Annotated in this window: 14 protein-coding genes; all 14 read left to right on the forward strand. The window is 61.1% G+C overall.

Features of this window, described 5'->3' with window-relative positions; all coding sequences use genetic code 11:
- The first annotated feature begins 260 nt into the window (after window positions 1-260).
- The 14 genes from secG (at window position 261) to K3762_RS12875 (ending at window position 13,018) form a co-directional block, all read left to right on the forward strand.
- Window positions 261-626 (forward strand): preprotein translocase subunit SecG, encoded by a 366-nt coding sequence (gene secG / locus K3762_RS12810; protein WP_067627076.1) that lies wholly within the window; start codon window positions 261-263, stop codon window positions 624-626.
- A 179-nt stretch (window positions 627-805) separates the two neighbouring features.
- Window positions 806-2,449: a CTP synthase gene (locus tag K3762_RS12815; protein WP_067627074.1), complete on the forward strand. Its 1,644-nt coding sequence runs from the start codon at window positions 806-808 to the stop codon at window positions 2,447-2,449.
- 217 nt (window positions 2,450-2,666) lie between these two features.
- Entirely contained in the window at window positions 2,667-3,458 is a 792-nt protein-coding gene (locus K3762_RS12820; protein WP_260009736.1) for a 23S rRNA (adenine(2030)-N(6))-methyltransferase RlmJ, read from the forward strand.
- 3 nt (window positions 3,459-3,461) lie between these two features.
- On the forward strand, window positions 3,462-3,755 hold the full coding sequence (locus K3762_RS12825; protein WP_067627071.1) for a DUF1330 domain-containing protein: 294 nt from the start codon (window positions 3,462-3,464) through the stop codon (window positions 3,753-3,755).
- A gap of 85 nt (window positions 3,756-3,840) precedes the next feature.
- Window positions 3,841-4,278, forward strand: a complete 438-nt coding sequence (locus K3762_RS12830; protein ID WP_067627069.1) for a TerB family tellurite resistance protein — start codon at window positions 3,841-3,843, stop codon at window positions 4,276-4,278.
- A 36-nt stretch (window positions 4,279-4,314) separates the two neighbouring features.
- Complete coding sequence (locus K3762_RS12835) at window positions 4,315-4,755, forward strand: TerB family tellurite resistance protein (protein ID WP_067938626.1); 441 nt, start codon at window positions 4,315-4,317, stop codon at window positions 4,753-4,755.
- A 111-nt stretch (window positions 4,756-4,866) separates the two neighbouring features.
- Window positions 4,867-5,643, forward strand: coding sequence for an ABC transporter ATP-binding protein (locus K3762_RS12840; RefSeq protein ID WP_132445154.1), 777 nt, complete (start codon window positions 4,867-4,869; stop codon window positions 5,641-5,643).
- A gap of 24 nt (window positions 5,644-5,667) precedes the next feature.
- On the forward strand, window positions 5,668-6,405 hold the full coding sequence (locus tag K3762_RS12845; protein ID WP_067627063.1) for a transporter substrate-binding domain-containing protein: 738 nt from the start codon (window positions 5,668-5,670) through the stop codon (window positions 6,403-6,405).
- A 109-nt stretch (window positions 6,406-6,514) separates the two neighbouring features.
- Complete coding sequence (locus K3762_RS12850; RefSeq protein WP_067627062.1) at window positions 6,515-7,399, forward strand: ABC transporter permease; 885 nt, start codon at window positions 6,515-6,517, stop codon at window positions 7,397-7,399.
- A complete protein-coding gene (locus tag K3762_RS12855) occupies window positions 7,396-8,202 on the forward strand; it encodes an ABC transporter permease (protein ID WP_120351504.1) in 807 nt (268 codons plus the stop codon). The genes K3762_RS12850 and K3762_RS12855 overlap by 4 nt, the downstream gene beginning before the upstream one ends.
- Before the next feature lie 101 nt (window positions 8,203-8,303).
- The gene (locus K3762_RS12860) at window positions 8,304-9,638 is read left to right on the forward strand and encodes a glutamine synthetase family protein (protein ID WP_120351505.1); all 1,335 of its coding nucleotides are present in this window, start codon (window positions 8,304-8,306) and stop codon (window positions 9,636-9,638) included.
- A 10-nt stretch (window positions 9,639-9,648) separates the two neighbouring features.
- On the forward strand, window positions 9,649-10,338 hold the full coding sequence (locus K3762_RS12865) for a type 1 glutamine amidotransferase (RefSeq protein WP_120351506.1): 690 nt from the start codon (window positions 9,649-9,651) through the stop codon (window positions 10,336-10,338).
- Window positions 10,338-11,699 (forward strand): glutamine synthetase family protein, encoded by a 1,362-nt coding sequence (locus K3762_RS12870; protein ID WP_243266977.1) that lies wholly within the window; start codon window positions 10,338-10,340, stop codon window positions 11,697-11,699. The genes K3762_RS12865 and K3762_RS12870 overlap by 1 nt, the downstream gene beginning before the upstream one ends.
- A gap of 14 nt (window positions 11,700-11,713) precedes the next feature.
- A complete protein-coding gene (locus tag K3762_RS12875) occupies window positions 11,714-13,018 on the forward strand; it encodes an FAD-binding oxidoreductase (RefSeq protein WP_260009753.1) in 1,305 nt (434 codons plus the stop codon).
- Window positions 13,019-13,184 lie beyond the last annotated feature (166 nt).

The raw sequence follows: 13,184 nt of genomic DNA on the forward strand, positions 1-13,184 counted from the left end.
CATTTCATGCTATAGTATTCCTACGAAGCGAGTCTGCACCACCTTAATTCCAGGATAACCCTCTTACATATTGTGGTTGAGTACTGCTTCAAAAGACCGTCGCCCCCATGCGGCGGTCTTTGCTCGTGCCTTTCATCCGTCTGGTGCCCCCTCCCCGCTTTTCACCCCGGTCCGATCGCTGCTCGGCGGCAATCCACCCTTGCCCCCATGGGCAAAGACGAATAGATACCCGCCAACCAAAACCGAAAGCTGTCGTACCCATGGAAAATGTCGTTCTGATCATTCACCTGATTCTGGCCCTCGGCCTGATCGCCGTGGTACTGCTGCAACGGTCTGAGGGCGGTGGCCTTGGCATGGGTGGTGGCGGCGGCGGTGCCGTTTCGGGCCGCTCTGCCGCGACGGCACTGGGCAAGGTGACATGGATCCTTGCCGCTGGTTTCATCGCCACCTCGATCACGCTGACCATCATCGCGGCGGAAAAATCCGCAGGCTCGTCGGTCATCGACCGGCTGAGCGCGACACCGCCCGCCCAGAACCAAGATGGCAGCCCTGCCCTGCCTGCGGGCGACGATCTGCTGCCGCCTTCCGCGGATGGCAACTCACCGCTGGTCCCTGCGGCCGATTAAGCTAACGAACACAAAACCTTGAGGCACGGCCTTGTTCCGCAACTGCATGTTGCGGCAGGCCTTGCCTCACACGCACGAATCCTGTAAGGCTTAAATCCCGTGGTGCTGCGGTTTTCCGCAGCGCGTTTGGCTGGTTTTTGCCTGCAACAAACTTTGATTTCACGGGGGTCTCCGATCACATGGCACGCTATATCTTCATCACAGGCGGTGTGGTCTCGTCGCTGGGCAAGGGTCTGGCCTCGGCGGCCTTGGGCGCCTTGCTTCAGGCACGCGGTTTTTCGGTTCGTCTGCGCAAGCTGGACCCCTACCTGAACGTCGACCCCGGCACGATGTCGCCATTTGAGCATGGCGAAGTCTTCGTCACCGATGATGGCGCGGAAACCGATCTTGATCTTGGGCACTATGAGCGCTTCACCGGCGTGGCCGCGCGCAAGACCGACAGCATCAGTTCGGGCCGGGTCTATTCCACCGTGCTGGAGAAAGAACGCCGCGGCGACTATCTGGGAAAGACCATTCAGGTTATCCCCCACGTCACCAATGAAATCAAAGACTTCATCGATATCGGCGATGATGAGGTCGATTTCATGCTCTGCGAAATCGGCGGCACCGTGGGCGATATCGAAGGTCTGCCCTTCTTTGAAGCGATCCGCCAGTTCAGCCAAGACAAGCCGCGCGGGCAGTGTATTTTCATGCACCTCACGCTGCTGCCCTACGTCAAAGCCAGCGGCGAACTGAAGACCAAGCCGACGCAGCACTCGGTCAAAGAACTGCGCTCCATCGGCATCGCGCCCGACATTCTGGTTTGCCGTTCCGAGGGGCCGATCCCCGCGAAAGAACGCGAGAAGCTGGCGCTCTTTTGCAACGTGCGCCCGGATTCGGTGATCGCCGCGCAAGACCTTAAATCGATCTACGAAGCGCCCTTGGCCTACCACCGCGAGGGGCTGGATCAGGCGGTTCTGGATGCCTTCCAGATCACCCCTGCCCCCAAGCCGAACCTGCGCCGTTGGGAAGACGTGGCCGACCGCATCTACAACCCCGAAGGCGAAGTCAAAGTCGCCATCGTCGGCAAATACACCCAGCTTGAAGACGCCTATAAATCCATCGCCGAGGCGCTGACCCATGGCGGCATGGCCAACCGGGTCAAGGTTAACGTGGAATGGGTCGACGCCGAGATTTTCGACAGCGAAGACCCCGCGCCGCATCTTGAAGGTTTCCACGCGATCCTCGTCCCCGGCGGCTTTGGCGAGCGTGGCACCGAAGGCAAGATCAAGGCCGCGCAATATGCCCGCGAGCACAAGGTCCCCTACCTCGGTATCTGCCTTGGCATGCAGATGGCGGTGATCGAAGCCGCGCGAAACGTGGCCGGGCTGAAATCTGCGGGGTCAGAAGAGTTTGACCATGAGGCAGGCAAAAAGCGTTTCGAGCCGGTGGTTTACCACCTGAAAGAATGGGTGCAGGGCAACCACAAGGTGGCGCGGAAGGTCGATGACGACAAAGGCGGCACCATGCGTTTGGGCGCCTATGACGCGACGCTGGCCGAAGGCTCGCGCGTGGCCGAAGCCTATGGCACCACCACAATCGATGAACGTCACCGTCACCGTTATGAGGTCGACATCGCCTATAAGGAACAGCTTGAGAAGGCTGGGCTGAAATTCTCGGGCATGTCGCCGGATGGCAAGCTGCCAGAGATCGTGGAATGGTCGGATCACCCGTGGTTCATCGGCGTGCAGTTCCACCCTGAGCTGAAGTCAAAGCCGTTTGATCCGCATCCCCTTTTCAAGGATTTCGTGCGCGCCGCGAAGGATGTGTCGCGGTTGGTATAAGATCGAAGGCCCGAGCGTTAAACGCCGGGCCTTTTTTCTGTCTGGCAGCCATCAACAGGCCCGGAATCAAGCCGCAGGCGCCGGGCCATCGCCTGCCCGCCCGCCACGCCGCAGGCGTGCCATCATTCATTCGCCGCACCTGCGGTGCGACGGGTAGGCTATGGCCCTCTCCGCTCTTTCGCGTTGCACCCGCCAACCACTCCGCTACAGCTAGGCCATGCTGAGCTATCAACACATCTACCACGCCGGAAACCTTGCAGACGTGCAGAAACATGCGCTTTTGGCGTGGATGCTGTCGTATCTCACCCGCAAGGACAAACCGCTCACCTATCTGGAAACCCACGCAGGCCGGGCGCTCTATGACCTGTCGGACGCGGCGGCCGAAAAGACCGGCGAAGCGCGGCAGGGCATCGACAAGGTGGCCGATTGGTTCGCCCCCGATCACCCCTATTCCCAAGTCTTGCAAGCGTTGCGCGAGACCCACGGCCCCCGCGCCTATCCCGGCTCTCCTCTGCTGGCTGCGAAACTGCTGCGCCCCGATGACCGCATCCATCTGGCCGAGTTGCACCCCCAAGAGCACAGCGCCCTTGATCTGGCAATGTCGCCCTACCCGGCGAAATGCCACCTCAGCGATGGGTTCGAGATGGCCTTTGCCCTCACTCCGCCTACGCCGCGCCGGGGGATGCTGCTGATTGATCCCTCCTATGAGATCAAGACGGATTACGAGACCATCCCGCGCCAGATCGCCAAGCTTAGCCGCGCGTGGAACGTCGGGATCATAGCCCTGTGGTATCCGATCCTGACCAACCGCGCGCATGTACCCATGCTCGACACGCTCACCGCCAACCACCCCGAAGCGCTGCGCCACGAAGTGCGCTTCCCGCCAGCGCGCCCCGGTCATGGCATGGTCGGCTCGGGCATGTTCGTGATCAATCCCCCCTACGGGCTGGCAACTGAGGCGCAGAACCTCACCGCCCGTTTCGCCACTTTGACCCAACAGGAGAGATAACAGATGCCAAAGGGCTATTGGATCGCCACCATGGATATCCACGACACCGCGATTTATGATAAATACCGCGCCGCCAATGCCAAACCATTCGCGGATTACGGCGCGCGTTTCCTCGTGCGCGGCGGCACCCAACAAGTCCGCGAAGGCCAGATGCGCGCCCGCACTGTTGTCTTGGAATTCGACAGTTATGCCGACGCGGTCGCCTGCTACGAAAGCCCCGGCTACCAGCGTGCCAAAGACATCCGCCTGAACGTGGCCGATGGGTCTTTGGTGATCGTAGAAGGCTATGACAGCTAAATCCATGCGGACCATTGCAGGAACCAGCGCGCCCCACGCGCAGTTTCCTCTATGGCGACCCTGTTTCCTGCGATAAGTGAGCCCCATGCTGAACCGACTGTTCCCCCGCCGTAAGGCACAGCCGAAACCTTTGCCGCAGCCCAATGCCCAACTGGCACTGGGCGCGCTTTTGGTGCGTGTGGCCTTTGCCGACCGCAACTACCGCGCCTCCGAGATCGGCCAGATCGACCAGATTCTGGCGCGGACCTTTGGGTTGAAACCGATTGAGGCCGCCAAGCTGCGCGCCACGTGCGAGGCGCTGGAACGTGACGCCCCCGGCACGCCTGAGTTCACCCGCATCCTGCGCGAAGAGGTCGACTATGCCGACCGCAAAGCACTGGGCGAGGCGATGTGGCAGGTGGCCCTCTCGGACGGGGCGCGCAATGATGACGAGGAAATCCAGCTTGTCGCCATCGAAACCGCGCTTGGCCTATCGGATGAGGATATGGCCGCAGCCCGCGCCAACGCTCTAAATACGCTCTGACATTCCCTTTCCCCGCAGCAGGATGATAACGCACTTATGTTTGGTGACTTTCTCAAACGGCTGACCCAGCCCGAACCCGACCCATTGGCCGACAACGATGCCCGCCTCGCGCTGACCGCGCTCTTGGTCCGCATCGCCAGGTCCGACAATGACTACGCGATGAGCGAACGGCGCTTGATCGACCGGATCGCGGCTGAACGCTACGGGCTGAATGAGGCTGACGCCACCGCCCTGCGCGAAGAAGCCGAGGCGCTTGAGGCGCAAGCCCCCGACACTGTGCGCTTTACCCGCGCGATCAAAGACGCGGTGCCCTATGAGCGTCGGCTGGAGGTGATCGAAGCGCTTTGGCAGGTGGTTTTGGCCGATGGCAGCCGCTCTGACGAAGAAGACGCGCTGCTGCGGTTGGTGTCGAACCTATTGGGCGTCACCGATACCGACAGCGCCATGGCGCGCCAGCGTGTCGCCAAGGAAAGCTGACCTAGCGTCAGCACCGGTACTGCGATGCAACGCGGGCCAAACTCTGCGTTGCAATTTCCGTCGATTCGTCGCTTTATAGCGCACTGAAATGACAGATTGGCGACAGTTTCCGTGACGACAGATACCCCGGTTATCCAGATCAAGAACCTTCACAAAGCCTATGGCTCACTGGAGGTTCTCAAAGGGGTCGATCTGACCGCCCCGCGTGGCCATGTGATCTCGCTGATCGGCTCTTCAGGCTCTGGTAAATCGACCTTGCTGCGCTGCTGTAACCTGCTGGAAGACAGCCAGCAGGGCGAAGTGATTTTCAAAGGCGAACCGGTGCGCTGGAAAGGCAACGGCCACCACCGCTGCCCGGCGGACGCCAAGCAGGTGCTGCGCATCCGCACCAACCTGTCGATGGTCTTCCAGCAGTTCAACCTCTGGGCGCATATGTCGATCCTGCAAAACGTCATGGAAGCGCCGCTGACCGTGCTGGGCCGCGACCGGGCAGAGGTAGAGCGCGCCGCGCGCGGCTATCTTGAAAAGGTCGGGATCGGTGACAAATGCGATGTCTACCCCGCCCAACTGTCCGGCGGCCAGCAACAGCGCGCCGCCATTGCCCGTGCACTCTGCATGGAGCCCGAGGCGCTGCTGTTTGATGAGCCGACCAGCGCGCTCGACCCCGAGCTGGAGCAGGAAGTCGTCAAAGTCATCAAAGACCTCGCCGCAGAGGGGCGCACGATGGTGATCGTGACCCATGACATGAAACTGGCCGCTGATGTCAGCGACCATGTCGTGTTCCTGCACCAAGGTCTGATCGAAGAACAAGGGACGCCCGAAGAAGTCTTCGGCGCGCCCAAATCGGAACGTCTGCGTGGGTTCCTTTCGGCAACCCAGCCTGCGTAAACAAAAACCAAAGGGAGTTACCAAATGAAAAAGATCCTACTGGCAAGCGCCGCGCTCAGCATGACTGCTGGTTTCGCGATGGCCGAAGCTCATGGCAAAACCATCCGCATGGGCACCGAGGGCGCCTACCCCCCCTACAACTTCATCAACGACGCCGGCGAAGTCGACGGTTTCGAGCGTGAACTGGGCGACGAGCTGTGCAAACGCGCCGAGTTGACCTGCGAATGGGTGAAAAACGACTGGGACAGCATCATCCCCAACCTCGTGTCGGGCAACTACGACAACATCATGGCCGGGATGAGCATCACCGACGAGCGGAAGGAAGTCATCTCCTTCACGCAGAACTACTATCCGCCGACCGCTTCCGCTTATGTTGCGGCCTCTGAGGATGCGGACATCGAAGGCGGCGTTGTTGCAGGTCAGACAGCGACCATCCAAGCTGGTCACGTTGCCGAAAGCGGTGCCACGCTGATCGAATTCGCGACCCCCGAAGAAACCGTTGCGGCCGTGCGCAACGGCGAAGCCGACGCGGTATTCGCTGACAAAGATTACCTCGTTCCGATCGTCGAGGAATCCGGCGGTGAGTTGATGTTCGTGGGCGACGATGTCCCGCTTGGCGACGGCATCGGCATGGGTCTGCGTCAGTCCGACACCGAACTGCGTGACACATTCGACGCCGTCATCACTGAGATGAAAGAAGACGGCTCGCTGAACGAAATGCTCAAAAAGTGGTTCGGCGACGATACCAACACCTACGAGTGATCCAACCTCAGGCGCGCCCTTCGCGGCGCGCCTGACCTTCCCTGCGCGGCACCCTCGCGCGGATTAGCCCTCGCGCAGCACCCTCGCGCGGACCAGCCCATGGGGGCCCATGTTTTCTTTCTGCTCTGACCCATCGATCCTGAACGACTGGTTCTGGACCGCCTGTTACCTGACAACCGGCGTTCATATGTCGTTCTACATGTCCTTCCTTAAGGTCTTGATGCTGCTTGCCGTGACCGCGCCTGTGGCGCTGGCCTTCGGCTTTGGCGGGGCCATGATGGCGCGTGCGCGTTTCGCGCCGCTGAGTTGGGTCGGCAAAGGTTATATCGCGCTGGTGCGCGGTGTGCCGGATATCGCCTTCTTTCTGTTTTTCGTCATCGCCTTGGATCAGGGCATCGAATACCTGCGTCACAAGGCGCTCTGTTCCGATTGGGACATGCCGGTCCGCCAAGGCAGTGATTTCGTGGTCTGTCAGGCCGCCAAGATGCCTTTGGGCAATGCCGCGCAATGGGTGCATGAGACCTATGGTTTCGGCCTTGCGGTCTTTACCTTTGCCATCGTCTTCGGCGCTTTTGCGGCCAACGTCCTATTCGGTGCCATGCGCGCCGTGCCCCGGGCGCAGCTTGAAACCGCCGAGGCTTACGGCATGAACCACCGCCAGACCTTCTGGCGGGTGCTGGTGCCGCAGATGTGGGTCTATGCCCTGCCCGGTCTCAGCAACCTGTGGATGGTGCTGATCAAGGCCACGCCGCTGCTGTTTCTTTTGGGCGTCGAGGATATCGTCTATTGGGCGCGCGAACTGGGCGGCACCAAGACGCCGCGCTTTACCGACTATCCGCACCCCGACTGGCGCATGTGGTACTTCCTCGGGCTGCTGGTGTTCTACCTGCTCTTTACCCGGATTTCCGAGATTTCGTTGGACCGCCTGATGAAACGACTGACACGCGGCCAAGCCACCACCGGCGGCGAAGCCCAGCGGAGGGCCGGCGCATGAGCTGTCTGCAAACGATTCAGGACTACGGTCTGCGCTCTCTTGGCTATGGTGAACGCCTGCTGCCGCGCGAGGGTTTCACGCTCTGCGAACAGTTCACGCTGATCGGCTCAGGGATGCTGTGGAACATCTACTTCGGCGTCATCGCCCTGCTGACAGGGTTCTTCTTTGCCACGGCGCTTGGCGTTGGAAAGGCCAGTCCGAACCCTTGGTTCCGCAAACCGGCGGAATGGTTCATCTTCATCTTCCGTGGCTCGCCGCTCTTCATCCAATTCTTCTTTGGCTACTTCCTGTTTCTGTCGCTGAAGTCCGAATACGCCTTTTTCGCTCCCTTCACCGCGGCATGGTTGGGGGCGCTGATCGTGCTCTTTCTCAACACTGCCGCATATTCGGGCGAAATTTTTTACGGCGCGCTGCAGTCCATCCCCAAGGGCGATGTCGAGGCCGCAGATGCCTATGGTCTGTCGGGCTGGTCGCGCTTTCGCCGGGTGATCTGGCCCACCTCGCTGCGCCTTGCCTGGCCCGCCTATACGAACGAGGCGATTTTTCTGTTTCACGCCACGACACTGGTGTTTTTCAGCGGTTTCCCGGCCTGGCAACAGCGCGGAGATGCGCTCTATTACGCCAGCTATTTTGCCGACAAAACCTTCAATCCCTTCGTGCCCTATCCCATTCTTGCCGGTTATTTCATCCTTCTGACGCTCTGCATCATTGGCGTCTTCGGTTTGATCAATTCCCGCCTAAACCGGCACCTGCCACAGGCCCAACGCCGTAAAATTCGCTTGCGTCCTAATTTGATCCGGTAGTATCCATTATTTGATCAAATTACGCGGCGCGTGGGCGCCAACTGCTTTTGCCCCCCGGGTGAACCGCTCTGTGACATGCCCACCGCCTTTGCAGGTGACGTATGAACAACTGGCTTCGCAAAAACCCTCAGGTCCGCACCATTCGTGTGGCCGCCGCCGACCTCAATGGCCAAGCCCGCGGCAAGCGCATTCCGTCGCGTTTTGCCGATAAGGTGACAACCGAAGGCACCCGCTTTCCGGTCTCGGTGCTGAACCTCGACATCTGGGGCGAGGATATCGACGACAGCCCGCTGGTGTTTGAGAGCGGCGATGCGGACGGCGTGCTGAAACCGACCGAGCGGGGCTTTATGCCGATGCCATGGCTCGACGCGCCCTCGGCCCTGCTGCCGATTTGGATGTTCCGCGAAGATGGCCGCCCCTACCCAGGCGATCCGCGCCACGCGCTGCGCGCCGTGCTTGACCGCTACAAGGCGCGCGGGCTGACGCCGGTTTGCGCGGTGGAGTTGGAATTCTTCCTGATCGACGATTCGGGCCGCAACCTTCAGGTGCCGATCTCGCCCCGCTCGGGCAAACGGCGCAAGGCGGCCGAGACCATGTCGATCCGCGCGCTCGACCAGTTCGATCTGTTCTTCACCGATCTCTATGACGCCTGCGAAGAGATGGACATCCCCGCCGACACCGCCATTTCCGAGGCGGGTCTGGGCCAGTTCGAAATCAACTTGATGCATTGCGACGATGCGCTGCGCGCCGCCGACGACGCATGGCTGTTCAAGATGCTGGTCAAAGGGCTGGCGCGGCGGCACGGCTTTGCCGCAAGCTTCATGGCGAAACCTTACGAGGATTACTCCGGCTCCGGCCTGCACACGCATTTCTCGGTGCTGGATGAAAATGGCGACAACATCTTTGACGATGGCGGGCCCAAGGGGACCGCCACGCTGCGCCACGCCGTGGCGGGCTGCATGAACGCGATGCGGGGCTCGGCGCTGGTGTTCTGTCCGCACGCCAACAGCTTTGACCGGATGGTGCCCGAATCCCATGCGCCCACCGGGGTATGCTGGGCCTATGAAAACCGCACCGCCGCGATCCGCATCCCTTCGGGCAGCCACAAGGCGCGGCGGATCGAACATCGGGTCTCTGGCGGCGACGTGAACCCCTATCTGATGCTGGCCGCCGTTCTGGGCGCGGCGCTTAACGGGATCGAAGATGGAGCAGAGCCGCCTGCCCCGATCACCGGCAACGCCTATGCCGCCGATCTGCCGCGCATGCCCAGCGATTGGAAAACCGCTATCGACTTGTTTGAAAGCTGCCCCCATGTCGCACGGATCTTTGCCCCCGAGATGGTCCGCAACTTCGTGCTGACGAAACGCCAAGAATTGCATTACATGCAGGAATTGACCCCAGAGGAACAGGTCGAGATCTATCTCGACACTGTGTAACAGGTGACACATGAAAATCGGCATTCTTCAAACCGGCCATTCTCCCGACGACTTCCGCGAACAGCTGGGCGACTATGGCGAAATGTTCACCAAGCTGCTGGACGGTCATGACTTTGACTTTCAAATCTGGTCGGTCGTCGATGGGATCTTGCCCGAAGGGGTGGATGAAGCCGATGGCTGGCTCATCACCGGGTCCAAACACGGCGCTTACGAGGATCACGACTGGATCCCGCCGCTGGAAGACTTCATCCGCGAAACCTATGCCGATGGCCGCCCGATGATTGGCGTCTGTTTTGGCCATCAGGTCATCGCCCAAGCGCTTGGCGGCAAGGTCGAGAAGTTCACCGGCGGCTGGTCGATCGGCCGCACTGAATACGACATGGACGGAGACAAGCTGGCGCTCAACGCATGGCATCAGGATCAGGTTGTCGAACTGCCCGAAGGTGCCAAGGTCGTTGCCTCATCTGATTTCTGCCCCTATGCGGCGCTGGCCTATGACAACCGCATCTGGACGGTTCAGCCTCACCCCGAGTTCGGTCATGATTTCATCGACGGCTTGATCAAAACCCGTGGCAAAGGCGTGGTGCCGGACCACCAGCTTGAACAGGCCACCGCCGCGCTTGGTGGCCCCATTGATAACCAAAAAATCGCGGACCAAATGGCCGCATTCTTCAAAGACAACAGGAAAGAGAGGGCCTGATGGCCGAGGATTGGACAGAAGCACTACCCGAAGCGGCGCGCGCCTATCTTGAGGGCCGGCGTCTGGACGAAGTGGAATGTATCATCCCCGACCTGCCCGGCATCGCCCGCGGCAAGGCTGTCCCGGCGTCGAAGTTCGCGCGGCAGGATTACTTTCACCTGCCCGACAGCATCTTTTACCAGACCATCACCGGTGAATGGGGCGAAGCGGCAGGCGACGATGGGTTCATTGAAAAAGACATGATCCTGCGCCCGGATATGGACACGGCCACCGCCGCCCCATGGACCGGGGACTGGACGCTTCAGGTCATCCACGACGCCTATGACCGCAACAATGAGCCGGTGGCCTATTCGCCGCGCAATGTGCTTAAACGGGTGGTGCAACTGTACCGCGACAAGGGATGGGAGCCTGTGGTGGCCCCTGAGATGGAATTCTTCCTTGTGGCCCGCAACATCGACCCGGCCAAGGAAATTCAGCCGATGATGGGCCGCTCGGGCCGCCCGGCTGCGGCGCGGCAGGCCTATTCGATGACCGCCGTGGATGAGTTCGGCCCCGTCATCGACGACATCTATGACTTTGCCGAGGCGCAGGGTTTTGAAATCGACGGCATCACCCAAGAAGGCGGTGCTGGCCAGCTTGAGATCAACCTGCAGCACGGCGATCCGGTGCGTCTGGCCGATGAGGTCTTCTACTTCAAACGGCTGATCCGCGAAGCGGCGATGCGGCACGAGTGCTATGCCACCTTCATGGCCAAACCCATCGCCGATGAGCCGGGCAGCGCGATGCACATCCACCACTCGGTGCTGGACGTGAAAACCGGCGAAAACATCTTTGTCGATGCGGATGGGGAAGAGACTGCGCCCTTCAAGCACTTCATCGCCGGGCTGCAAAACCACATGCCCTCGGCGCTGGCCGTGATCGCGCCCTACGTCAACTCCTACCGCCGCTACGTCAAGGATCACGCCGCGCCGATCAACCTTGAGTGGGGCCGCGACAACCGGACCACAGGCATCCGCGTGCCGCTCTCGGGGCCAAAATCGCGCCGGGTTGAGAACCGCCTTGCGGGGATGGATTGCAACCCCTACCTCGGCATCGCCGCCAGCCTCGCCTGCGGCTATCTGGGATTAACCCAGCAAAAAGACCCGCTGCCCGAATTCAAGGGCGACGCCTATGTCGGCGAAGGGGACATCCCCCAAGTTCTGGGCCAAGCGCTTGATCTGTTTGAAGAAGCCACGGAGCTGCATGAGGCTTTGGGGCCCGATTTCGCCCGCGTTTACTCCATCGTCAAGCGGGCCGAATACGAAGAGTTCCTTCAGGTCATCTCGCCCTGGGAACGTGAACATCTGCTGATGAACGTCTAACGCCCGGAGGCCCGATGAACCTGCTTTACGCCAACGACACGCCCGGCCAGTACCCCACCAGCTGGTATGCCGCCACCGCCACGAAGCACACGGCCCACCCGCCGCTTCAGGGGGACGCAAAAGCCGACGTATGTGTGGTTGGCGGGGGCTATACCGGCCTTTCGGCAGCACTGCATCTGGCCGAGGCGGGCTATGACGTGGTGCTGTTAGATGCGCAGCGCGTGGGCTTCGGTGCGTCGGGCCGCAACGGCGGGCAGTTGGGGTCCGGTCAGCGGGTTGAACAGGACGGTCTGGAGAAGATGCTGGGTCAAGAGCACGCCAGCAAGCTCTGGGAGATGGGGCAAGAGGCCAAGGCGCTGGTCAAATCGTTGATCGAAAAGCATGAGATTGACTGCCATCTGAAACCCGGCGTGGCATGGACAGGATCGACCGCCTCGGACGTGCGGCACTTGCACGATTATGCAGAGCATCTGCAAAAGCACTACGGCTATGATGAGATCGAGGTGCTGGATCACGCCGCGCTGCAATCGGTTTGCCCCTCGCCCGACTACAAAGGCGGTGTGCTGGATATGGGTGCGGCGCATCTGCATCCGCTGAACTATGCGCTCGGCCTTGCCCGCGCCGCCGCCGCCGCGGGGGTGCGCATTCATGAGACAAGCCCCGCCGAGAATATCGTCGAAGGCAGCAAGGCACTGGTGCAGACCGCCACCGGCAGCGTTTCTGCCGACCATGTGGTGCTGGCCTGCAACGGCTATCTGGGCAAGTTGAACGGCGACGTGGCCGCGCGGGTCATGCCGATCAACAACTTCATTGCCGCCACCGAACCCTTGGGCGACCGCGTAAACGATGTGCTGCCCCGCGACGTGGCGGTGGCTGACAGCCGGTTCGTGGTGAATTACTTCCGGCTGTCGCACGACGGGCGCCTGCTTTTCGGGGGGGGCGAAAGCTATGGCTACCGGTTCCCGCAGGACATCGCCGCTAAGGTGCGCAAACCGATGTCGCAGGTCTTTCCGCAGTTGAAGGATGTGAAGATCGACTATGCTTGGGGCGGCACCTTGGGCATCACGATGAAGCGCCTGCCCTATGTCGCGCGGCTGGCGCCGAACATCTTATCGGCTTCCGGCTATTCTGGCCACGGGGTCGGCACCGCGACCCATGCGGGCTATCTGATGGCCAAGGCGATCGAGGGCGATGCTGCTGGGTTCGACACGATGGCCGCGATCCCGACGCAGGCATTTCCGGGTGGCGCCTCTCTGCGCAGCCCGCTGCTGGTGCTGGCCATGCTTTGGTATGCGACGCGGGATCGGCTGGGTCTTTGACTTCTCCAGCGTGAGCGGCAATGGCGGGGGGCTCGTTTTGGGCGGGCCTTTGAAAAGCGGGGGCGCTGCCCCCATCGCGCCGGGGGCGCGATTCCCCCGCGGGTATTTGAGAAAGAATGAAGGAAGAACTGGGGTGCGGGTTGAGCTGGTCTTCTCTTGGCCTGAG

The sequence above is a fragment of the Sulfitobacter sp. W074 genome (genome assembly GCF_025142275.1).
GTDB lineage: Bacteria > Pseudomonadota > Alphaproteobacteria > Rhodobacterales > Rhodobacteraceae > Sulfitobacter > Sulfitobacter profundi.

Excerpts from the sequence above, each read along its gene's own strand:
- K3762_RS12835 (WP_067938626.1), top strand. The coding sequence starts at position 4,315 with ATGTTTGGTGACTTTCTCAAACGGCTGACCCAGCCCGAACCCGACCCA.
- K3762_RS12845 (WP_067627063.1), top strand. The coding sequence starts at position 5,668 with ATGAAAAAGATCCTACTGGCAAGCGCCGCGCTCAGCATGACTGCTGGT.
- secG (WP_067627076.1), top strand. The coding sequence starts at position 261 with ATGGAAAATGTCGTTCTGATCATTCACCTGATTCTGGCCCTCGGCCTG.
- K3762_RS12870 (WP_243266977.1), top strand. The coding sequence starts at position 10,338 with ATGGCCGAGGATTGGACAGAAGCACTACCCGAAGCGGCGCGCGCCTAT.
- K3762_RS12825 (WP_067627071.1), top strand. The coding sequence starts at position 3,462 with ATGCCAAAGGGCTATTGGATCGCCACCATGGATATCCACGACACCGCG.
- K3762_RS12830 (WP_067627069.1), top strand. The coding sequence starts at position 3,841 with ATGCTGAACCGACTGTTCCCCCGCCGTAAGGCACAGCCGAAACCTTTG.
- K3762_RS12865 (WP_120351506.1), top strand. The coding sequence starts at position 9,649 with ATGAAAATCGGCATTCTTCAAACCGGCCATTCTCCCGACGACTTCCGC.
- K3762_RS12815 (WP_067627074.1), top strand. The coding sequence starts at position 806 with ATGGCACGCTATATCTTCATCACAGGCGGTGTGGTCTCGTCGCTGGGC.
- K3762_RS12855 (WP_120351504.1), top strand. The coding sequence starts at position 7,396 with ATGAGCTGTCTGCAAACGATTCAGGACTACGGTCTGCGCTCTCTTGGC.
- K3762_RS12875 (WP_260009753.1), top strand. The coding sequence starts at position 11,714 with ATGAACCTGCTTTACGCCAACGACACGCCCGGCCAGTACCCCACCAGC.
- K3762_RS12860 (WP_120351505.1), top strand. The coding sequence starts at position 8,304 with ATGAACAACTGGCTTCGCAAAAACCCTCAGGTCCGCACCATTCGTGTG.
- K3762_RS12850 (WP_067627062.1), top strand. The coding sequence starts at position 6,515 with ATGTTTTCTTTCTGCTCTGACCCATCGATCCTGAACGACTGGTTCTGG.
- K3762_RS12820 (WP_260009736.1), top strand. The coding sequence starts at position 2,667 with ATGCTGAGCTATCAACACATCTACCACGCCGGAAACCTTGCAGACGTG.